20 protein-coding genes are annotated in these 20,866 nt (G+C 40.1%); 14 read left to right on the forward strand and 6 right to left on the reverse strand.

Translation table 11 applies throughout. From position 1 onward, the window contains the following. Positions 1-77: 77 nt before the first annotated feature. Positions 78-386, forward strand: a complete 309-nt coding sequence (gene clpS, locus K5Q58_RS14735; RefSeq protein WP_102528713.1) for an ATP-dependent Clp protease adapter ClpS — start codon at positions 78-80, stop codon at positions 384-386. 60 nt (positions 387-446) lie between these two features. Beyond that, positions 447-2,705, forward strand: coding sequence for an ATP-dependent Clp protease ATP-binding subunit ClpA (gene clpA, locus K5Q58_RS14740; protein ID WP_220754678.1), 2,259 nt, complete (start codon positions 447-449; stop codon positions 2,703-2,705). A gap of 145 nt (positions 2,706-2,850) precedes the next feature. Here clpA and infA read toward each other — a convergent pair whose 3' ends face one another. The 3 genes from infA to aat form a co-directional block, all read right to left on the reverse strand. Further along, positions 2,851-3,069 (reverse strand): translation initiation factor IF-1, encoded by a 219-nt coding sequence (gene infA, locus K5Q58_RS14745; RefSeq protein ID WP_011496276.1) that lies wholly within the window; start codon positions 3,067-3,069, stop codon positions 2,851-2,853. Between the two features lie 83 nt (positions 3,070-3,152). Next, positions 3,153-3,866 carry an arginyltransferase gene (locus K5Q58_RS14750; protein WP_220754679.1) on the reverse strand — a complete coding sequence of 238 codons (714 nt, stop codon included), beginning with the start codon at positions 3,864-3,866 and terminating at the stop codon, positions 3,153-3,155. Further along, a complete protein-coding gene (gene aat, locus K5Q58_RS14755; protein WP_220754680.1) occupies positions 3,856-4,563 on the reverse strand; it encodes a leucyl/phenylalanyl-tRNA--protein transferase in 708 nt (235 codons plus the stop codon). Before aat ends, K5Q58_RS14750 begins: the two co-directional genes overlap by 11 nt. A gap of 53 nt (positions 4,564-4,616) precedes the next feature. On the opposite strand from aat, the gene K5Q58_RS14760 reads away from it, so the two are divergent. Further along, the gene (locus K5Q58_RS14760) at positions 4,617-5,108 is read left to right on the forward strand and encodes a glycine zipper 2TM domain-containing protein (protein WP_220754681.1); all 492 of its coding nucleotides are present in this window, start codon (positions 4,617-4,619) and stop codon (positions 5,106-5,108) included. Positions 5,109-5,203: 95 nt separating this feature from the next. Here K5Q58_RS14760 and K5Q58_RS14765 read toward each other — a convergent pair whose 3' ends face one another. Then, positions 5,204-5,584 carry a hypothetical protein gene (locus K5Q58_RS14765; RefSeq protein WP_220754682.1) on the reverse strand — a complete coding sequence of 127 codons (381 nt, stop codon included), beginning with the start codon at positions 5,582-5,584 and terminating at the stop codon, positions 5,204-5,206. Positions 5,585-5,781: 197 nt separating this feature from the next. Here K5Q58_RS14765 and K5Q58_RS14770 point away from each other — a divergent pair, with 197 nt between their 5' ends. Further along, positions 5,782-6,549 (forward strand): Nif3-like dinuclear metal center hexameric protein, encoded by a 768-nt coding sequence (locus K5Q58_RS14770; RefSeq protein WP_220754683.1) that lies wholly within the window; start codon positions 5,782-5,784, stop codon positions 6,547-6,549. A gap of 112 nt (positions 6,550-6,661) precedes the next feature. Beyond that, entirely contained in the window at positions 6,662-8,620 is a 1,959-nt protein-coding gene (locus K5Q58_RS14775; RefSeq protein WP_220754684.1) for a monovalent cation:proton antiporter-2 (CPA2) family protein, read from the forward strand. A 76-nt stretch (positions 8,621-8,696) separates the two neighbouring features. Here K5Q58_RS14775 and metG read toward each other — a convergent pair whose 3' ends face one another. Then, positions 8,697-10,739: a methionine--tRNA ligase gene (gene metG / locus K5Q58_RS14780; RefSeq protein WP_220754685.1), complete on the reverse strand. Its 2,043-nt coding sequence runs from the start codon at positions 10,737-10,739 to the stop codon at positions 8,697-8,699. Positions 10,740-10,894: 155 nt separating this feature from the next. Between metG and apbC the strand changes: the two genes are divergently transcribed. The 8 genes from apbC (at position 10,895) to K5Q58_RS14820 (ending at position 17,591) form a co-directional block, all read left to right on the forward strand. After that, on the forward strand, positions 10,895-12,010 hold the full coding sequence (apbC, locus tag K5Q58_RS14785; protein WP_055024448.1) for an iron-sulfur cluster carrier protein ApbC: 1,116 nt from the start codon (positions 10,895-10,897) through the stop codon (positions 12,008-12,010). 9 nt (positions 12,011-12,019) lie between these two features. Further along, positions 12,020-12,658 (forward strand): uridine kinase, encoded by a 639-nt coding sequence (gene udk / locus K5Q58_RS14790; RefSeq protein ID WP_055024449.1) that lies wholly within the window; start codon positions 12,020-12,022, stop codon positions 12,656-12,658. Positions 12,659-12,923: 265 nt separating this feature from the next. Next, entirely contained in the window at positions 12,924-13,769 is an 846-nt protein-coding gene (gene pabC / locus K5Q58_RS14795) for an aminodeoxychorismate lyase (protein ID WP_220754686.1), read from the forward strand. Between the two features lie 18 nt (positions 13,770-13,787). Beyond that, positions 13,788-14,798 (forward strand): endolytic transglycosylase MltG, encoded by a 1,011-nt coding sequence (gene mltG / locus K5Q58_RS14800; protein ID WP_220754687.1) that lies wholly within the window; start codon positions 13,788-13,790, stop codon positions 14,796-14,798. Beyond that, positions 14,795-15,424, forward strand: a complete 630-nt coding sequence (tmk, locus tag K5Q58_RS14805; protein WP_220754688.1) for a dTMP kinase — start codon at positions 14,795-14,797, stop codon at positions 15,422-15,424. Before mltG ends, tmk begins: the two co-directional genes overlap by 4 nt. A 35-nt stretch (positions 15,425-15,459) precedes the next feature. After that, positions 15,460-16,419, forward strand: coding sequence for a DNA polymerase III subunit delta' (holB, locus tag K5Q58_RS14810; protein ID WP_220754689.1), 960 nt, complete (start codon positions 15,460-15,462; stop codon positions 16,417-16,419). A gap of 12 nt (positions 16,420-16,431) precedes the next feature. Next, complete coding sequence (locus tag K5Q58_RS14815) at positions 16,432-16,758, forward strand: PilZ domain-containing protein (RefSeq protein WP_220754690.1); 327 nt, start codon at positions 16,432-16,434, stop codon at positions 16,756-16,758. Positions 16,759-16,802: 44 nt separating this feature from the next. Further along, the gene (locus K5Q58_RS14820; protein ID WP_220754691.1) at positions 16,803-17,591 is read left to right on the forward strand and encodes a TatD family hydrolase; all 789 of its coding nucleotides are present in this window, start codon (positions 16,803-16,805) and stop codon (positions 17,589-17,591) included. A gap of 375 nt (positions 17,592-17,966) precedes the next feature. Here K5Q58_RS14820 and rsmF read toward each other — a convergent pair whose 3' ends face one another. Then, positions 17,967-19,418 carry a 16S rRNA (cytosine(1407)-C(5))-methyltransferase RsmF gene (gene rsmF, locus K5Q58_RS14825; protein ID WP_220754692.1) on the reverse strand — a complete coding sequence of 484 codons (1,452 nt, stop codon included), beginning with the start codon at positions 19,416-19,418 and terminating at the stop codon, positions 17,967-17,969. 135 nt (positions 19,419-19,553) lie between these two features. Here rsmF and K5Q58_RS14830 point away from each other — a divergent pair, with 135 nt between their 5' ends. Next, positions 19,554-20,780: a nucleoside recognition domain-containing protein gene (locus tag K5Q58_RS14830; RefSeq protein ID WP_220754693.1), complete on the forward strand. Its 1,227-nt coding sequence runs from the start codon at positions 19,554-19,556 to the stop codon at positions 20,778-20,780. The last annotated feature ends 86 nt before the right edge of the window (positions 20,781-20,866 follow it).

The following is a 20,866-nucleotide window of genomic DNA, read 5'->3' on the forward strand; positions in this document are numbered from 1 at the left end:
ATTAACAAAATGACAACATTTAATTAATTTAATAATATCAATTGGTCTTGTACCAAACTAGAGGCTAGTATTAACTCATGGGTAGATTAGGCAGCGTAGAGCACACAGAAGAACGTGTTGAATCGGAGCTACAACCACCTTCAATGTACAAAGTCGTGTTAAATAACGATGATTACACTCCGATGGATTTCGTGATAGAAGTGTTACAACGCTTTTTTAATAAGGATGAACAACAAGCCACCGATATTATGTTGGCTATCCATCACCAAGGTAAAGGAATATGCGGTGTTTATTCGTTTGGCATTGCCGAAACGAAAGTGTTACAAGTAAATCAATTTGCCAAAGAAAATCAACATCCATTACTGTGTTCATTAGAAACTGCATGATGAACGATTTGATTTTCCATTGGTAACTCTGCAGTTTATGAGTATTTTTAGGGGGTGCTTATGCTAAACAAAGATCTCGAAGTCACCTTGAACCTAGCTTTTCAACAAGCTAGAGATTCACGTCATGAATATATGACGGTAGAACATTTATTATTAGCATTAATCAATAACCCATCGGCCAAAGAAGCACTATTGGCTTGTGGCGCGGATATTACTCGTCTTCACGAGGAAGTATCTAACTTCATTCAACAAACAACCCCATTAATCGCCGAAAGCACTGAAGAACGTGAAACCCAGCCAACATTAGGTTTTCAACGTGTGCTGCAACGTGCAGTATTCCATGTGCAATCTTCAGGGCGTAATGAAGTCACTGGTGCCAATGTACTCGTGGCTATTTTTAGTGAACAAGAATCCCAAGCAGTTTACTTACTACGTCGTTGCGAAATCACCCGTTTAGATGTGGTGAATTACATTTCACATGGTTTACCGAAAGATGACGACGATAGTGAAATTAATAATCCAGAAGCATCAGAAGAAGGCAGCGAGTCTGCTGAAGACAGGAGTCTTTTGTCGCAATTTGCTACTGACTTAAATCAAATGTCTAAAGATGGTGTGATCGATCCATTAATAGGACGTGATGACGAAGTAGAACGTGCGATTCAAACCTTATGTCGTCGTCGTAAAAATAACCCGCTATTGGTGGGGGAAGCAGGTGTTGGTAAAACTGCCATCGCAGAAGGCCTAGCTTATCGTATCGTTAACGATCAAGTACCTGATGTAATCAAAGATGCAACGGTTTACTCATTAGATTTAGGCTCATTACTTGCGGGCACAAAATACCGCGGGGATTTTGAGAAACGCTTTAAAGGCTTACTTAAAGAGCTGGGTAAGAATGAACACGCAATTTTGTTCATCGATGAAATTCATACCATTATTGGCGCAGGTGCCGCGTCCGGTGGCGTTATGGATGCATCAAATTTGCTAAAACCATTACTGTCTAACGGTACGCTACGCTGTATGGGGTCGACGACCTTTCAAGAATACCAAAGTATTTTTGAAAAAGATCGCGCCCTAGCAAGACGTTTCCAGAAAATAGATATTAACGAACCATCGGTTGCCGAGACCACTAAAATTCTATTAGGGCTTAAGTCCAAATACGAAGAACACCACGGCGTGCGATACACTCAAGCTGCCATAAGTTCAGCTGCGAGTTTATCGGCAAAACACATCAATGACCGTCACTTGCCTGATAAAGCCATTGATGTAATCGATGAAGCGGGCGCTCGTATGGTGATGTTGCCGCAAAGCAAACGTAAGAAAACCATTGGTCAGCCAGAAATTGAAGCGATAATCGCTAAGATCGCTCGTATTCCTGAAAAGTCCGTATCGTCTACTGATAAGGATTTACTTAAAAACCTTGAGCGTAACCTTAAAATGTTGGTGTTTGGCCAAGACAAGGCGATTGAGGGGCTTAGTTCAGCCATTCGATTATCTCGAAGTGGTTTAGGCGCTGAGAAAAAGCCAGTAGGTAGTTTCTTGTTTGCTGGACCTACTGGTGTGGGTAAAACTGAAGTGACTAACCAATTAGCTTCTTGTTTAAACATGAAGTTAATTCGATTCGATATGTCAGAGTACATGGAACGTCACGCGGTTTCACGCCTAATCGGTTCGCCTCCAGGTTATGTGGGTTATGAGCAAGGTGGTTTGTTAACAGATGCTGTGATTAAAAACCCTCATTGTGTGGTGTTATTGGATGAAATTGAAAAAGCCCATCCGGATGTCTACAATTTGCTATTACAAGTCATGGATCACGGAACCTTAACTGATAATAATGGCCGTAAAGCTGATTTCAGAAATGTCACCTTAGTGATGACAACCAATGCCGGTGTGCAAGAAACCATTCGCACTTCAATTGGGTTTAAGCAGCAAGATAATAGTCTTAATGCTATGTCTGAAATTAATAAGGTATTCACGCCAGAGTTTCGTAATCGTTTAGATTCAATTATTTGGTTTAATCATTTAGATATGACCATTATTGCCAAAGTAGTTGATAAGTTCTTAATTGAACTACAAGCACAACTTGACGAGAAACGGGTGACATTGGAAGTGACTGATGAAGCGCGTACGCTACTTGCTGAAAAAGGCTACGACAAAAACATGGGCGCACGACCTATGGGACGAGTTGTCACTGAGTTGATTAAACGACCTTTAGCCGATGAAATACTGTTTGGTAAATTGGAAGCGGGCGGTACTGCCAAAGTGGATGTTAAGGACAATGAAATTGTCATTAACTGCGAATGCGAAGAAAAGGTGTCGTAATTTGCACATTGGTTTAGTGTTGACGTGTTAATCGTTTAATAAAAATGGCTATCTGAAATCAGATAGCCATTTTTGTATTAACGTTAATCTATAGCCAATAAAAAACCCGACATTTAAGCCGGGTTTTTAAATAGATGAGGCAGTATTAACGTGCGCGGAAGACGATACGACCTTTACTTAAATCGTAAGGAGTCAACTGAACCGTAACTTTATCACCCGTTAAAATACGGATGTAGTTTTTGCGCATCTTGCCAGAAATGTGTGCAATCACAACATGACCATTTTCAAGTTCAACGCGGAACATTGTATTTGGCAAGGTCTCAAGGATTGTGCCCTGCATTTCAATGTTGTCTTCTTTCGCCATTAATTGGTTACCTTTATGCCTTCAAATATAAAAAATTCGCCGTATCATGCCCCAAAAAGCGCTTACTGTAAAGGATTGAAACACTATAGCGTGGGTTCTTTTTCAATATGTTGCCATCCATTTGCCGTTAATATTTGATAAGGGCGATATAAACGTTTGTAATTCATTTTTCTGTTTTCATCAATTTGATAACCTAAATACAGAAATTGCTTGCCTAGCTGCTGGGCTAATTCACATTGTAATAAGATCATATAAACCCCAAGTGAGCGTTTAGCGTAGTCGGGGTCAAAGTAGCTGTAAATCGCAGATAGGCTGCTATTCATAACGTCAGTGACGGCGACCCCAATTAATTTATCTTCTTGGTACACTTCGATATACGTGGGTTTTAGCCAGTCACACAATAAAAAATCCTTATATTGATTTTCACTGGGTGGATACATAGGTCCATCTGAATGACGACCAATGATGTATTTTTCGTATAATGTGTAATGGGCATCTGTGACCTCATGGGTCACTTTCCAATGTAAATCTTGATTATTTTTAAGTGTACGCTTTTGCCTTTTAGATATTTTAAATTCTGGCACGACAACTCGAATGGATTGGCACGCAGAGCAACTAGGGCAACGTGGTTTATATATCGAGTTGCCGTTACGTCTAAAACCCATGCCGAGCAATTGCTCAAACAATGCACTATCAAGTTGAGACTCTTGAATGATAAGCAGCTGCTCTTTTAACCCTTCGATGTAGTTACAATCAAAAGGGTGGCTAATACCCACACTGATACTTCTAGAACTCAAAACAAACCTCTTGTGCTACCCAAGCCTTATTATCGATAACTTGATTACGTAATTGCTTCAAAGAAGATAAAAAATCTTCTCGAGGACATGCTTGAGCCCCCAAGTTTTCTAAGTGTGGATTCATAATTTGTGCATCGATCAATTTAAAACCGTGTTTGACGATATGCTGGTTGAGTATGGCAAAAGCAGCTTTTGATGCGTTAGTTTGACGATGGAACATAGACTCACCACAAAACACACTCCCAACAGCAATACCGTACAAACCACCAATAAGCTGATTACCATCCCAAACTTCGATTGAATGAGCTTTGCCCAATAAATGGAGCTGAATGTAAGCTTCTTGAATATTAGTTGAAATCCAAGTCTCTTGTTGGGTGAGTCTAGGCTCTGAACATGCTCTGATAACATCAGCAAAGGCATGATTAATGGTATAACGCCACTGTGTCTTACGTAGATATTTTTTCATGCTTTTATTAAGTGGCTGAGCTTTTGGCGTAAAAATAGCTCTAGGGTCAGGCGACCACCATAGAATAGGGTCGTCATCATTAAACCAAGGAAAAATCCCTTGATAGTATGCTTCAACTAAACGATGTGGCGATAAGTCACCTCCGACTGCAAGTAACCCATTAGGATCATCGAGTGCTTGTTTGGGATCTGGAAAATGCGGAAGATGATTTAAATAAGACAGTGAGTTCAAATTAAGTATATTATTGACTAAACCTTAATGCCTACGTTAGCGGAATTTTGTCTATGTTGAAACTCACAAACAGCTCAGCGATAAGATTTAGTGCGCTTTTTGCGTTATTTATGTCCATTGTTAGCACTTCTACCTTGGCAGCTTATGACAGAAATCAAGCCGTCCCAGTTGAGAAGGTTGTATACGGTCAAGTCGAGTCCATCAAACATGTCACTGAAACTCAATTAGTTGAAGATCGTAATCTTGGTTGGAAAACCTTTGGCGGGGCATTAATCGGCGGTGTTGTAGGTCACCAATTTGGTGGCGGTTCTGGTCAAGATGTCGCAACAGTATTGGGAGCTTTACTAGGTGGTGCTGCGGCAAATCGATATGGTAATTCAACTCGAACTCTCGAATATCAGCTGATTGAAATGATGATAAATTTAGATGATGGAACCCAAGTGATGGTCATTCAAGACTTAGATCCTGGTATGACATTTGTTGCTGGCGATGAAGTCAGAGTGGTTTACCTTAAAGGTTATGTCAGAGTTGATATTGCAATGTAGTTTGCTCTTGCGCTAAAAGCTTTAACAAGTAAACAAATGCGATAATAAAAAAGGAGCCAGAGGCTCCTTTTTAGTTTTTATAGATTTAGCGAATATTAGAAACCGCGTGGCAGAGTATTCTTACCCGCATTTGCTAATTTTTCACGCCATAATTCTTTCGGTGTTTTACCACCTGAAGCATTCGCTTTCTTAGCAACTGACTTTTTAGCTACGGCCTTCTTGGCTGCAGGTATTGCAGCAGGCTTTTTCGCAACGTCTTTTTTAGCAACTTCCTTTTTAGCCGCAGGAGCTTTATCTGCTGGTTTGCCTTGAGTAGCTTCAAGGTGCATTTGCTCAAGATCGCTAAAGCGTAAAGACTTGCCGCCATCAATTTTATACCAACTGCCTTTCTGTTCAATTTCAACAGTTTTTGAAGTTTGCTTTTCAAGAGCAGCTTTTAATTCGGCGATAAGCGCTTCTTTAGTCAAGTTAGACATTTTGAGACCTATTTTTCTTTAATGAATAGTTTATTTAATGTTTTCAACATCCCTTAAGCCTAATTTTAGTGTTTAATGCACCCAAAAGTCCAATTAAAGCAAAAATAGCCTAGCAAATAATCAATCTTAACAAGGGTTTTTCAATAAGTATTGGACTGCGTTACACTGTTAATATCAAAATTTTTAGGATTAGTTTTATGTCATTAACGTCTGTATCTCGCCAACAATTATCTAAATATCTAAATGATTTTCTTAATGTAAACCAATTTAAAGACTATGCACCAAATGGTCTTCAAGTGCAGGGCACAGAACAGATTAAAACCATCGTAACAGGCGTTACTGCATGCCAAGCATTAATTGAACAAGCCGCGGCGTTAAATGCCGATGCAATTTTAGTGCACCATGGTTTTTTTTGGAAAAGTGAACCTGAAGTCATAACAGGAATGAAATACAATCGAATTAAAGCTTTAATGACCCACGACATTAATTTATTCGGCTATCATTTACCATTAGATGCGCATCTTACATTAGGTAATAATGCTGAACTTGCTAATAAACTGGGTTTAAATGACGTTGAAGTCTGTGCTGACATTCCCCAGAGTTTGCTATGGCAAGGGAAGTTACCTAAGCCATTAACTGCAGATCAAATGTGTGCTTTGTTATCAGATAAACTTAATAAAGAGCCGCTTCATATAGGTGATAAGCAAAAACTCATTTCATCATTAGCTTGGTGTACAGGTGGAGCGCAAGATTATATTGATCACGCGGCATTATTAGGCGTAGATGCATTTATAAGTGGTGAAGTGTCTGAGCGCACTTACCATTGCGCTATGGAACAAAACATCCATTATTTTGCGGCAGGCCATCACGCTACTGAACAATTTGGTATTCAAGCATTAGGTGAGCATCTGGCTCAGGAGTTTGGTGTAAAACATCACTTTATCGACATTGTGAATCCTGTGTAGTTATCACTAAGTCATAACTACATTAATTTATCGTTGTCATCAGCTCATAATTATTAGTAGCTAAAAGTTATCATTTGGCCATAGCTATCATTAGCTAATAGGGAAGCGCATCATGACAGAGTATTTTCTTCAAGCATTTATTTATCTTTCCGCAGCGGTTATCGCAGTTCCAATAGCCCAGAGAATGGGGTTAGGTTCAGTGCTTGGGTATTTGATTGCTGGCGTTGTTATTGGTCCTATTGTAGGGCTTGTGGGCAGCGAAACTAATACTATTCAGCATTTTGCCGAATTTGGTGTTGTGATGATGTTGTTTCTCGTTGGTTTAGAGCTTGAGCCTAAAATGCTCTGGTCAATGAGACATCGTTTAATTGGGATGGGCGGCTTGCAGGTTGGGCTTTCGGCAGGGATAGTGATGGCTATTGCATTGATGTTTGAAATGCAGTGGACTGTGGCCCTAACTATTGGCTTAATCTTTTCATTATCCTCTACTGCGATTGTGCTGCAAACCTTGAATGAGAAGGGGCTTACCAAAACAACAGCGGGCAAAAATGCTTTTGGCGTATTACTGTTTCAAGATATCGCCGTGATCCCCATGTTGGCATTAATACCGCTGTTAGCACTGCCAGAATTAGTGGAGGCAGCACAAGCGTCTGTTGCCGTTGCTGCAGAGCATCATGAAGAGCTGTCCTTGGTTGCTGATTTACATGGCGGTTTATACGCTTTGGTGTTAGTCCTATCGATAGGACTTGTAGTGTTTGGTGGCCATTATTTAAGTCGGCCTGTGTTTAGGTTTATTGCAGATTCAGGTGTCCGAGAAATATCTACTGCCGCAGCATTACTACTGGTTATTAGTATTGCGACATTAATGAGTTTAGTCGGTGTTTCTCCAGCATTAGGTACTTTTTTAGCTGGCGTAGTGCTAGCAAATAGCGAATTTAAGCATGAGTTAGAAACCCACATTGGTCCATTCAAAGGTTTATTGTTGGGGCTATTCTTTATCACTGTAGGTGCTGGGATTGATTTTGAAATCCTGTGGGATTACCTAAGTGTGATTTTAGGAATGACAGCTGCAGTAATGATAGTTAAAGCATTGGTTTTATTGCTATTAAGCTTTATGTTTAAGATTAAAGGCAGTGATAGATGGCTATACACCTTAAGTTTGGCTCAGGCTGGCGAGTTTGGGTTTGTATTATTGAGTTTTAGCCAACAAAATCATGTCATTTCTGCCGAAGTTGCTCAGCCGCTCTCGATAGTGGTGGCATTATCGATGTTCTTGACCCCAGGTTTATTCATTTTTTATGAGAAAGTCATATTGCCTAAATACCAGCAAACTTCAAATGATCGTGAGCAAGATGAAGTGGATGATCAGGGGACAGTTATCATCGCGGGTATTGGCCGTTTTGGGCAGATTGTTAATCGGCTTTTGTTGTCCAATGGCGTTAAAACGGTGGTTCTTGATCACCAAGCAACTCAAGTTGATAACCTACGCAAAATTAATACGAAAGCTTATTATGGTGATGCGACACGTCCGGATTTATTGGAAACAGCTGGTGTTGCAACTGCATCTGTATTTGTTGTGGCGATAGACAACCCTCAAAGTAGTGTTGAGCTAGTTAAACATCTCAAACACAAATACCCTAAGTTAAAAGTCATTAGTCGCGCGTTCGACCGTGGGCACGGACATTTACTCCGCCAAGCTGGGGCTGACTATGTAGAGTCTGAAACTTTCCGCTCAGCCCTTAAGGTTGGCGCTGAATCAATGAAAGCCATGGGTTTCTCAGAGGAACTTGTTGGAAAGCAAAAGCACACTTATATGCGAGTTGAAAGTGAAGCTGCTGAAGTACTTTATAATGAGTGGCAGGGCCGCTCTGATGGCGAAAAGTTTGGCGGTGATTTCATTAATTTATTTATTGAATATGAAGAGCGCTTAAGACAAGCGATTGAAGCAGATACAGAAGCTTATAAAAGCCAACGCTTCGCTCAAGAAACCCCATGTGATCCTGACAAAGATGAGTGTGGTCAAACTCATGATAACGAAATCACTCACTCAGAGAGTAAGTTGATGTCTTAATAAAGACTTATTTAAGACCTAAAAAAGCCGTCATATGACGGCTTTTTTATTAATAATGTAATGGTGATTTCACCAATTACATGACTCGCATTCCAGGCTTTGCGCCAGCATGTGGTTCTAAAATCCAGATATCTTTACCACCAGGGCCAGCGGCTAATACCATTCCTTCTGACTCACCAAACTTCATTTTACGCGGTGCAAGGTTAGCGACCATAACGGTGTGCTTGCCAATTAAGTCTTCAGGCGCATAAGCAGATTTAATGCCGGCAAATACTTGTTTGGTTTTTCCGCCTAAATCTAGCTCTAAACGAAGCAGCTTGTTGGCTTTTTCGATATGTTCAGCTTTAGCAATTAATGCTATACGTAAATCAATTTTAGCAAAATCATCAAAAGTGATTTCAGGTGCCAAAGGCTCTTTTTCAAGCTCTGTTTGGACTTCTTCAACTTTAGGTGCGGCTATTTCAGCTACTTGCAGGTTTTCAGTTGATGCTTCGATAATTGCTTCAATGCTTTTCATCTCAATGCGCTGCATTAATGCTTTGAACTTCGCAATCTCATGCCCCGCTAAATCTTGGCTTAAATTGTCCCAAGTGAGAGTCAATTGTAGGAAGCTTTCAACTTTCAGTGCAAGTTGAGGTAGCACAGGTTTAAGGTAAGTTACTAGAATGCGGAACAAGTTAAGCGCATTACTGCATACTTGATGAGCTTCTTCTTGCTTAGCTTCATCTTTAATTAATTGCCAAGGCGCAGCATCGGCGACATAGGCATTAGCCAAATCAGCTAGAGCCATAATTTCACGCATGGCTTTACCGAACTCACGTGTTTCGTATAGTTCTGCAATGGTGTCTTGTTTCGCTAAGAAAGTGTCAATTAACGTGCTGTCGTTAATTTTAGCTAATTTACCCTCAAAACGTTTGCTAATGAAGCCGGCGGTACGTGATGCAAGGTTAACTAATTTACCAACTAAATCTGAGTTAACGCGCTGTGCAAAGTCTTCAAGATTTAAATCTAAGTCATCAACACGACTGTTTAACTTAGCGGCATAGTAATAACGCAAGTATTCAGGATCTAGGTTATCTAAATAAGTACGTGCTTTGATGAACGTGCCTTTTGATTTAGACATTTTGGCGCCATTGACTGTGACGTAACCATGAGCGAATACACTTGTAGGTTTACGTACTCCTGCACCGTCTAGCATGGCTGGCCAGAATAAGCCGTGGAAGTTAACAATGTCTTTACCAATAAAGTGATAAAGCTCTGTTGTAGAATCTTTTTTCCAAAATTCATCGAAATCAAGGTCGTCACGTTTATCACATAAGTTTTTAAACGAGCCCATGTAACCGATAGGTGCATCTAACCATACATAGAAAAATTTACCTGGTTGGTCAGGGATTTCGAAACCGAAATAAGGCGCATCACGTGAGATATCCCACTGTTGTAAACCTTGATCGAACCATTCTCTTAATTTGTTAGCAATTTCAGGTTGCAGTGAGCCTGAAGATAACCACTCACCTAGCATTGTTTCAAATGCAGGTAGGTCAAAAAAGAAGTGTTCACTGTCTTTCATGACTGGGGTTGCACCTGATACAACAGAGTAAGGATTGATTAAATCTGTTGTGCTGTAAGTTGCACCGCAGTTGTCACAGTTATCACCGTATTGATCTTCGCTTTTACATTTAGGGCAGGTGCCTTTAACGAAACGATCCGGTAAAAACATTTCTTTTTCAGGATCATATAATTGCGAGATAGTTTTGGTCTTAATGTAACCGCCATCGCGTAATTTTAAATAGATATCACTGGCTAGTTCACGGTTTTCATCACTGTGAGTACTATGAAAGTTATCAAATTGAATATTAAAATCCGCGAAATCTTGTTCATGTTCTTTTTGTACTTGAGCAATCATTTCTTCTGGGGTTATACCCATTTGTTGAGCTTTGAGCATGATTGGTGTGCCATGGGCATCATCAGCACAAATATAGTGACATTCATGTCCACGAAGCTTTTGGTAACGAGACCAAATATCAGTTTGAATATACTCAAGCATATGACCTAAATGGATAGGACCATTGGCATATGGGAGGGCACTTGTCACCAGGATTTTACGTTGTGAATTTGTCATTTTGTCTCAACAATCGATTACACTAAATATATGGTCAAGATACTAACCGATCAAAGTGATTATTTCATCAAACAACAACAAAAACGGCTAAATTAGCGCTCATTTTTCTCTAATTCTGGTACACTTGGGCAAATTTTTCGCTGGGAGTTCTGCTTTTGTCTACTTCGCATACAGATTATCAATTAAGTGATGACCTTCTTGGTCCAGTATTGAGTATTTTAGATGCATATCAAGATCCATATTTAGCCGAAGGGTTAGTGTCTGCAGGTTGTGTTAATAAGCTTGCGATAGAAGGCAAACGACTGCTTCTTGGCTTGGTATATCCTTACCCTTGTATGACGCAATATCGCGATACGGTTATGGATGTGACAAAAAAGCTCGCCGTGTTAGACGCCATCGACGAAGTCGAATGCGAAATTGATTTCCAGCCTCGCGTATTTTCAGCCATTGCTTCAGTAGAACCTATTCCAAATATCAAGCAAGTGATTGCTGTGGCTTCTGGTAAAGGTGGTGTCGGTAAATCTACAACAGCTGTCAACCTTGCGTTGGCATTAAAAGCAGAAGGCGCTGAAGTCGGTATTTTAGATGCTGATATTTATGGCCCATCAATCCCAATGATGTTGGGGCTTCAAGGTTTTAAACCTACATCACCAGATGGCAAAATGATGACTGCAGCTTCTGCACATGGCATTTCAGCTCAATCAATTGGCTTTATGCTAGGCGATGGTGAAGCCGCTGTTTGGCGCGGTCCAATGGCAGCAGGTGCATTGAACCAGTTATTAACTGAAACTCAGTGGCCAGAATTAGATTATTTAGTGATTGATTTGCCACCAGGAACTGGTGACATACAATTAACACTGTCACAAAAGTTTCCAGTCAGTGGCACGGTTGTTGTTACAACGCCACAAGATATCGCACTTGAAGATGCTAAAAAAGGCATCACCATGTTCCAAAAAGTGGATATTCCAGTTTTAGGTATCATCGAAAACATGAGTTTTCATTTATGTCCTGAATGTGGTCATAAAGAACATCCTTTTGGTACCCATGGCGGCAGTAAGATTGCAGAACGTTATGAAGTGCCATTATTGGGCGCATTGCCGCTTAATATTAATATTCGTGAGTCAATGGATGAAGGTAACCCTGCGGTTGCCAGTAAGCCAGATTCAGAAGTTGCTGCTATTTATCGTGAAATTGCCCGTAAAGTGGGTGCTCAACTTGCCAAGCAGCAAAACAAAAACACAGTTTCAATCAGTATTTCAGACGACGAGTAAGGTTAAGTAATGAATTCTCAGCAATGTGTCATTATTGGTATCGCAGGTGCTTCAGCATCAGGCAAAAGTTTAATTGCCCAAACGATTTTTGAAGAACTAAAGCGCGACCTGGGCACCGATCAAATCGGTGTGATTAATGAAGACGCTTATTACCGTGACCAAAGTCATATGACAATGGAAGACCGTGTTAAAACGAATTATGATCATCCTAAAGCACTGGATCATCAACTATTAGCTGAACACCTTAAGCAATTAAAGAAGGGTGAGCAGGTAAATATTCCTTGTTATAGCTACAAAGAGCATACTCGCATGAGTAAGACTCTGGATATGCAGCCTAAAAAGGTCATTATCTTAGAAGGTATTTTACTGTTAACTGATCCTAAATTACGTGAACTTATGGATGCGAGTGTATTCATGGATACACCGCTGGATATTTGTTTCTTACGTCGTTTGACTCGTGATGTAGCTGAGCGCGGGCGTACTATGGAATCAGTGATTGCTCAGTATAAAGCTACTGTTCGTCCAATGTTCTTACAGTTCATTGAACCGTCAAAGCAGCACGCTGATATTATTGTCCCTCGCGGTGGTAAAAACCGTATTGCAACAGATATCCTCAAAGCAAGGATCCAACATCTGTTAGCAAGATAATCTTAAGATAACAAGGATGTGATCTCAGATTTGCTAGATAAAGGCTTCATTACTGTGGAGCCTAATTCTTAACTGAGACCACTCTGGTATCAGTGTTTCCAGCTCTTACATTCACTCTTGCCATTATCTTTAAATCGCTATTTTGCAATGCTTGCTAATCGCAGCGATTATTGAACTTAACTTATTAGTATAAATAGTTAGTTAAATTAGATAAGTCTGGCTAAAATAATAGACAAGTTTTACAACACCTTAAGACAGGGAAATCATGGTTTCGGTATTTGTGAATGGACAATCTGAAAATACGGTTCAAGCGCTTGATAGAGGGCTTGCCTATGGCGATGGTGCGTTTGCGACTATGCGCGTTGCTCAAGGTCAGATTTTATTTTTGAATGAGCATTTAGATAGATTGCAGCAAGCTTGTCATCGTTTAGGTTTTAATATTCAAGATACAACCTCATTAATTCATCGACTAAGCCTCCATGCTCAAACACTCACACATGGCTGCATTAAACTACTGTTAAGCCGAGGTGTTGGCGGTCGAGGTTATACAGCTCCTGAATCACCAGAAGTTTGTGAAGTCATTTCATTACATGAATTACCTGCAATATATGCCCAGTGGCAAACCAATGGTATTGCTTTAGCGCTTTCTCCAGTGGCATTAGCTAAGCAGCCATTATTAGCGGGAATGAAGCACCTCAACCGTCTTGAGCAGGTCTTGATAAAGCAACAAGCGCTTCCGCAAGGGGTCGATGATTGGCTAGTGTTAGACACTGATGACCATGTTATAGAATCCTCCATGGCCAATGTCTTCATAGTCAAAGGTAATCAAGTTATCACTCCTACCATGTCGCATAGTGGCGTTTCAGGTGTTATGCGTGAACAAATAATTGATGCGTTATTAAAGAACAATATTGAAGTATTGGCGCAAACAGTGACCTTAAGTGACTTACAAAATGCAGACCATGTATTTATCAGTAATAGTTTATTAGGTATGGTGAATATCAATCACATAAATTTAGGCACGATTAATGCCAATTTAAGCTCTAAGCATCACTATAAACCTTGGGGAATGACCCATAACTTATTAACTCAGCTTAAACTTTTATACTAAGGTTTTTATTAAAAAAATATGAAAAAAACCATTACAATTATTCTTACATCGTTAATGACATTAACAACAGTCGCTTGTGTCATTGGCTTTTGGGGCTACCAGCAAATTATTGCTTACCCAAATCAGGTGTTAACAATTGATGAACCCACTGAATTGACAATCGCACAAGGCATGAATGTCACCAAACTTGGGGCAGAGTTAGAATCTAAACAGATTATTTCTGATAGTTGGAAACTCAAATACCTTGTTAAAATTAATCCTGAATATGCACATATTCGAACTGGGCTATATCAAATCACTCCAGGTGATAGCATCGACAGTTTACTTACCAAGCTTAATCGTGGCGATGAAATGACTTTTTCAGTCACCTTAATTGAGGGTAAGACAATTAAAGAGTGGCATGAGTCGTTGGTTGATTTACCGCACTTGAGTTTTGATGAAGATGTGTTTAATCGTATTTTGGTCAAAAATGGTGATGACTCTGGGCTACCTGAAGGCAAGTTTTTCCCAGAGACTTACCAATACCAAGCAAGTGATTCACTTGAGTCGATTTTAGAGCGTAGTTACCAAATGATGCAAAAAACACTTGCAGCAGCTTGGAATGAACGAGACCCAGATCTTAAATTAAAAACGCCGTATGAATTACTGACCATAGCGTCGATTATTGAAAAGGAAACGGGTAAACCATCTGAAAGAGATTGGGTTGCCGCTGTATTTAATAATCGCTTGAAACTGGGGATGCGTTTACAGACCGATCCTACCGTCATTTACGGTATGGGAGAGCGATATAAGGGCAATATTACCCGCAGTGATTTACGTGAACATACTGCATTTAATACCTACCGCATTAACGGTTTACCGCCAACGCCCATTGCTGCGCCAAGTAAAGCAGCGATTTTTGCTGCGGCAAAACCTGCAGATGTAAACTATTTATATTTTGTCTCACGTAATGATGGCAGCCACGTGTTTTCAGAGACGCTAGCGCAGCATAACCGCGCAGTAAACGAATACCAGAGAAATAGAAAATGACCCAAGAGCAAGCAAAGTTTATCGTTATTGAAGGACTAGAAGGCGCAGGTAAATCTAGCGCGATTGAACTGGTAAAAAAAATCATCACTCAGCATAGCCATCAAGAACCTGTATGTACTCGTGAGCCTGGCGGTACACCGCTTGCTGAAAAAATGCGGGATTTAGTCAAAGTTGCTGATGAAACGGATCCTCTTTGTGATGAAGCTGAATGTTTACTTTTTTATGCTGCAAGAGCGCAGCTAATTGCTAATGTGATTAAACCAGCGTTAGCCAAAGGGACTTGGGTATTAGGTGACCGTCATAATTTATCTTCATTAGCTTACCAAGGCGGTGGTCGAGGGCTTATGCCTTTAGTTAAATCAATTAGTGATATTACCTTGAAAGGCTTTAAGCCTGATTTGACTCTGTACTTGGATATTGACCCACAATTAGGCCTTGCAAGAGCTGCCAGTCGTGGAGAATTAGACAGAATTGAAATTCAAAAAATTGAATTTTTTGAACGAGCTAGAACAACATTTCTATCTTTTGCGGCTGAAGATGACACCATCATTGTGATTGATGCTAGTCAGACGATTGAGCAAGTTCATGCGCAAATCACTCGTGAATTAACAGCTAGGTTAAGCTAAAACATGTCAAGAATGTTTAATAAGGCAAGCAGATAATGCAAGCATTCAGTTTACAACAGCTACCTTGGTTAGATGCACCATTTGAGCGCTTTGTTAAAGAGCGGAGCTGTGGGCATAGTGCCCATGCGCAACTGGTCAGTATTGATCAGGGGCTAGGTGGACATATTTTAGCAAATGAGATGGCTGAAGCGGCTATGTGCACTGCATTAACACCAGTGGGTGCGTGTGGGCATTGTAAGAGTTGCTTACTTTTTAAGGCCGGCACTCACCCTGATTGTCATCAAATTAAAGCTGATGGAACACAGATTAAGGTCGACCAGATCCGTGATTTATGTCAAAAGCTTACCGTAACGGCTCAGCAAGGTGGCCAACGAGTTGCTATTATTTTTAATTGTGAGCAGTTTAATTTAGCGTCAGCCAATGCATTACTTAAAACCTTAGAAGAACCAGGCAATAATATCTTAATCATTTTGCAGACTGATGTGCCTTCTAGATTACTTGCGACAATTAAAAGTCGTTGCCAGCAAGTGGCTTTTCATGGTCCCGACAGAAAGCAAGTTTATCAATGGTTACAAGCGAATCAGTTGCTGCCTTCTGTAAGTGCTGGCGAAAAGCCACATGATGTCACTTGGTGTTTGAGTATGATAGGCGGGCCTTTAAAGTTAGCTGAGAGCCTTGGCAGTAATCACTATCAGCAGCTGATACAGTTTCGAACAGATTGGGCGTTAAGTATTAAATCAGGCCACTTGAGCGGCAGTTTAAATAAAGTTTCTGAGCATCAAATTGTTGATGCACTTAATGTTTTATATTTGTACTTAAGACAATATGTGTTAAAAAGTAAAGAGCTAGATGCATTAGCTGTGAGTAACATTATTGGTTTGTCTTCGAAAGTGGCACAAATGTGCCAACGACTAGCAACTATGGCGAGTATCAATGCACCTGCTTTATGTCAGGATTATATACTCGAATTTAGACAACTTATTCATCTTAAATAATAGACTGAGATTATGACCGATCTTGTTGTAAATTTTGATACTCTGCACCAATTGTACAGAGCTTATATGCCGTTTATTAAACCTGCGGGTTTATTTATCTCGACAACCGAAAGCCATTTTTTGGGACAAGAGCTGTCGATTTCGTACAAGTTACCCGGCACTATGCAAATGACCGACTTTAAAGGCGTGGTAGTTTGGATTAACCCATTAGGGGCTTCAGGTGGTCGACCTGCTGGGATTGGGGTAAAAATTAAAACTGATCCGGAAAGTCATAAGCATCACATTGAAAAATTACTCTCAAGTGAACTTTCTTCAAGTGATTTGACCTGTACTATGTAGCTAGGTATTCTTGCTGGCTTATTTTAGCTTTTGATAGAATTCTCATGTTAATTGATTCACATTGCCACTTAGACCGTTTAAAAGCGGCACCTGACCAATCTAGTTTGCAAGCCATTGTTGATGGTGCTAAATCCCGCGGTGTAGATTACCTGCTGTGCGTCAATGTGCGCCAGCAAGGTTTCGAATCTATGCGTGAAAAGATGGCGCAATTTGATAATGTATTCCTTTCCTCTGGTGTTCACCCGCTTGATGTCCAAGATGGCCTAAATGTCGATGAAATTAAACAGTTCGCTACCGACCGTAAAGTGGTTGCTATTGGTGAAACTGGGCTAGATTATTTTTATGCCCCAGAAACGAAAAACCTTCAACAGCAGTGCTTTGAACAGCAAATTTCATTAGCTGTTGAGGTGAATAAACCCCTAATCGTCCACACTCGTGATGCACGTGAAGATACCATTGCCATGTTAAAAGCGGGCAATGCTGACAAAGTAGGTGGTGTACTGCATTGCTTCACTGAAAACTGGGAAATGGCTAAAGCCGCAATTGATTTGGGTTTTTATATTTCTGTATCCGGTATTGTGACATTTAAGAATGCTGGTGAACTGCGTAGCGTTATTCGTCAAGTGCCTCAAGATAGATTACTGGTAGAAACTGACTCGCCTTATTTAGCGCCAGTTCCTCATCGTGGTAAAGAAAATCAACCTGCTTACGTCCGTGATGTAGCGGAATTTGTTGCTGAGCTTCGCGGTGAAAAGTATCAAGATTTAGCGGATTACACATCTGAGAACTTCTTTAATCTATTCACAGATGCAGCCAAACTGATTGGTCGCTAGTGACGTATAAAGTCGTTTATTCCTTTTGATAAGACAAAAAAAGACCCAAAACTATCCAATTGTTCTGGGTCTAGGGGAATGGCTCTTATTAAAAAGAGCCCTGCGCTACTGTTGAGAGGCTATTCTCAGTAAACATGAACGAGAATAAAGCTTTAAAACTACTTTATTCTCGAAAATAAATCGTCTGCACAAATTATAGTTGCCTATTTAAAATTTGCACAATTAATACACTAAAATTGGTTGTTAAACGAATAAATAGCTTTTGTTAGATACAATACTGACTGAAAAATACAGTAAATTAATTGAATTAGAGTCAATTAAACTATTCAGATAATATCTGACTCGTTACTTTTAACTGCTTTATTATTTCAACAATTAAATCGTTTCAATTTTATCTTTAACCAATTCCCTTGGTAAATTATTTTTAAGACGATGTCCCAAGTGCTTTACTACGCCAAGTGGTTTGTGATGAAAGCTAACGATCATTTCACCTGCGGGTGTGGTATCTAATCCCTCAATATCACTGGTTGGAATATCACGGCCCATTAAAAATTCAACTGCTTGCGAACGATTTAACTCAATAACTCTATCTTGGTTACTAACAAAGTCACTTAAGGCAATGATGGCTTCATGTTTAACTTTAAAGCCTTTTTTGAGCACGTCTGCGAGTTTGAACCCAATACGCTGAAAACGCATTAATCCAATAAATTGACTAAATTGGGCTGGGAATAACCAGTATTCATCATCACGGGTCATCACATCAAATTGCTGCGGTAAGTGAATATTAAATGACTTAGCTAAATACTCAGCGATTTCTTCAGTTTGTTTCGCTTTAGCTGAGACAAAAGGAAAGTTTCGCTGCTGTTTAGGGCATTTTTTTAATCTTGGAACCGACACAGTCTTTCTAATTTTAGCGACAAAGAACCCTTCACTATCAAATATCTGCGGCCAAACATGCAAGAATCCCTCTGGTGTACAGGCTTTTTCTGCATTTTTGAATAAATGGTTTAGTGGTAAAAATTCTACTGAGTCAGGATATTGTTGCTGAATAAAATGACATATTTGTTGGTTTTCAATCTGACTTAACGTACAGGTTGAGTAAACCAGTGAACCACCAGGTTTTAGCGCTAAGAAAGCAGATTCAATCAACTGCTTTTGCGTTTCAGCAATGTCGGTAACATCATCCAGTTGCCAGTTTTTTAGTGCATTAACATCTTTTCGCACAGTGCCTTCGCCACCACAAGGGGCATCAAGTAAAATCGCATCAAACTTCTCATAGAGGTATTCACCAAATACCTTACCATCAAAATGGGTTAATGCTGTTTGGCGAATGCCCATGCGCTGGACATTGGCATGTAAAATTTTTACGCGGCTTGCTGAGTATTCGTTGGCAATTAATAAGCCTTGGTTTTGCATTAATGCAGCAAGTTGAGTGGTTTTTGAACCTGGCGCTGAGGCAACATCTAATACAATTGACTGGTTGTCTATATCTGTAGTATTAAAATCATCGAATAATGCTTCTGGAGGCAGCATTGAGCTGGCTTCCTGAATGTAGAACAGTCCCTGAATATGCTCAACACTATTTCCTGGTTGTTGCTTTTCATCATGGATAACCCAAAAACCTTCATTGCACCATGGGATAGGCTCAAACTCCCAACCTTTGGATTGCATGATTAGTTTAAAATCTGCCACCGATATTTTTAGTGTATTTACGCGAATTGATTTTCTTAATGGACGTTGACAGGCTGAGATAAACTCATCCATATCAAGATGTTCAGGAAGTTCTGCCGCAATGTGTGTCAGGTAATCAGGGTTAATTTGAGCCATAGTAAAAAATTTCTATAAAACAACTGTGTAATAATGAAATAGATTATATCATGCATTAATAAAGCTTAGGTTTCCCGTACTACAAAAGCTAAACAAAAACGCGATCAGCGTCGGTCGATAATGATGGAGTATTAAGTGCTGAATAGAGTGTGGTTATTCTTTTTCCTTACAGCTGCGATAGCTATCGTTGTGCAGTTGTTTAATGGTCATGTTGAAGTCTTAAGTGATTCGGTCAATGCCGTATTTAGCAGCGCAAAACTCGCGGCTGAAATTTCTATTGGTCTTATTGGCGTGTTAGCGCTGTGGATGGGGTTAATGCAGGTGGGGGAAAAGGCCGGTGTTGTAGGTGTTTTCGCTCGTTTATTTGAACCTTTGTTATCAAAGCTAATGCCTGATGTGCCAAGTGGGCATCCTGCATACGGTAGTATGTCGATGAATTTAACTGCTAATATGCTCGGCCTCGATAACGCCGCGACGCCATTGGGCTTAAAGGCGATGCAAGATCTTCAAAGTCTTAATCCAGAAAAAACTGTAGCGACTAATGCGCAAATTTTATTCTTAGTACTCAATACTTCTTCTGTTACTTTAGTTCCTGTCACTGTGTTTTTGTATCGGGCTCAACAGGGCGCTGCTGCACCTGCTGATGTCTTTTTGCCTATTCTACTTGCCACAGTCGCATCAACATTAGTGGGCCTGACGATTGTTGCTATTGTGCAGCGAATTTCCTTATTCAATGGTGTTGTTCTTGCTTATGGCGCGACGTTAATTAGCGTATTAATTGCCAGCGTTTTTTATTTGATGACATTATCAGCAGAGGCTATTGGCACTTTATCGACAACCTTAGGCAATGGTATATTAATGGTGCTCATTTTGAGCTTTATTCTGACTGCAGGTTATCGAAAGGTAGCAATATACGACGAATTTGTTGAAGGCGCTAAAGGCGGGTTTTCGCAAGCCATAATGCTTATTCCATATTTGCTTGCAATGCTATTGGCTATTGGACTATTAAGGGCATCAGGTGCGTTAGATTACGCTTTGCAGGGCTTATCTAATCTAGTGTTGTTATTTGGCTTTGATAATCGGTTTGTTGAAGCTATGCCTACAGCCTTGATGAAGCCGTTTAGCGGCTCAGGCGCCAGAGCTATGATGCTTGAAACAATGGACCATCACGGCGTTGATTCATTCGCTGGACGTTTATCTGCAATCTTTCAGGGTAGTACCGAGACTACATTCTATGTCTTAGCGGTGTATTTTGGTTCGGTTGGCATTAGAAATAGTCGTCATGCTTTAGGGTGTGGTTTAGCTGCCGATGTCGGTGGTATTATGGCTGCTATTGGAGTGTGTTACTGGTTTTATGGTTGAATCTTTAATTATCCGTAACAATAAAAAAGTCGGCATAAGCCGACTTTTTTATTCACTGATTCTCTTTATTGATTTAATAGATTAGT

The organism is Shewanella sp. KT0246 (assembly GCF_019654955.1).
GTDB classification, from domain to species: domain Bacteria; phylum Pseudomonadota; class Gammaproteobacteria; order Enterobacterales; family Shewanellaceae; genus Shewanella; species Shewanella goraebulensis.

What these genes read in the sequence shown, in the direction of transcription:
- K5Q58_RS14770 (WP_220754683.1), top strand. Translation starts at nt 5,782, where the DNA reads ATGTCATTAACGTCTGTATCTCGCCAACAATTATCTAAATATCTAAAT.
- infA (WP_011496276.1), bottom strand. Translation starts at nt 3,069, where the DNA reads ATGGCGAAAGAAGACAACATTGAAATGCAGGGCACAATCCTTGAGACC.
- K5Q58_RS14775 (WP_220754684.1), top strand. Translation starts at nt 6,662, where the DNA reads ATGACAGAGTATTTTCTTCAAGCATTTATTTATCTTTCCGCAGCGGTT.
- clpS (WP_102528713.1), top strand. Translation starts at nt 78, where the DNA reads ATGGGTAGATTAGGCAGCGTAGAGCACACAGAAGAACGTGTTGAATCG.
- pabC (WP_220754686.1), top strand. Translation starts at nt 12,924, where the DNA reads ATGGTTTCGGTATTTGTGAATGGACAATCTGAAAATACGGTTCAAGCG.
- K5Q58_RS14760 (WP_220754681.1), top strand. Translation starts at nt 4,617, where the DNA reads ATGTTGAAACTCACAAACAGCTCAGCGATAAGATTTAGTGCGCTTTTT.
- metG (WP_220754685.1), bottom strand. Translation starts at nt 10,739, where the DNA reads ATGACAAATTCACAACGTAAAATCCTGGTGACAAGTGCCCTCCCATAT.
- holB (WP_220754689.1), top strand. Translation starts at nt 15,460, where the DNA reads ATGCAAGCATTCAGTTTACAACAGCTACCTTGGTTAGATGCACCATTT.
- K5Q58_RS14820 (WP_220754691.1), top strand. Translation starts at nt 16,803, where the DNA reads ATGTTAATTGATTCACATTGCCACTTAGACCGTTTAAAAGCGGCACCT.
- mltG (WP_220754687.1), top strand. Translation starts at nt 13,788, where the DNA reads ATGAAAAAAACCATTACAATTATTCTTACATCGTTAATGACATTAACA.
- tmk (WP_220754688.1), top strand. Translation starts at nt 14,795, where the DNA reads ATGACCCAAGAGCAAGCAAAGTTTATCGTTATTGAAGGACTAGAAGGC.
- K5Q58_RS14765 (WP_220754682.1), bottom strand. Translation starts at nt 5,584, where the DNA reads ATGTCTAACTTGACTAAAGAAGCGCTTATCGCCGAATTAAAAGCTGCT.
- K5Q58_RS14815 (WP_220754690.1), top strand. Translation starts at nt 16,432, where the DNA reads ATGACCGATCTTGTTGTAAATTTTGATACTCTGCACCAATTGTACAGA.
- rsmF (WP_220754692.1), bottom strand. Translation starts at nt 19,418, where the DNA reads ATGGCTCAAATTAACCCTGATTACCTGACACACATTGCGGCAGAACTT.
- udk (WP_055024449.1), top strand. Translation starts at nt 12,020, where the DNA reads ATGAATTCTCAGCAATGTGTCATTATTGGTATCGCAGGTGCTTCAGCA.
- clpA (WP_220754678.1), top strand. Translation starts at nt 447, where the DNA reads ATGCTAAACAAAGATCTCGAAGTCACCTTGAACCTAGCTTTTCAACAA.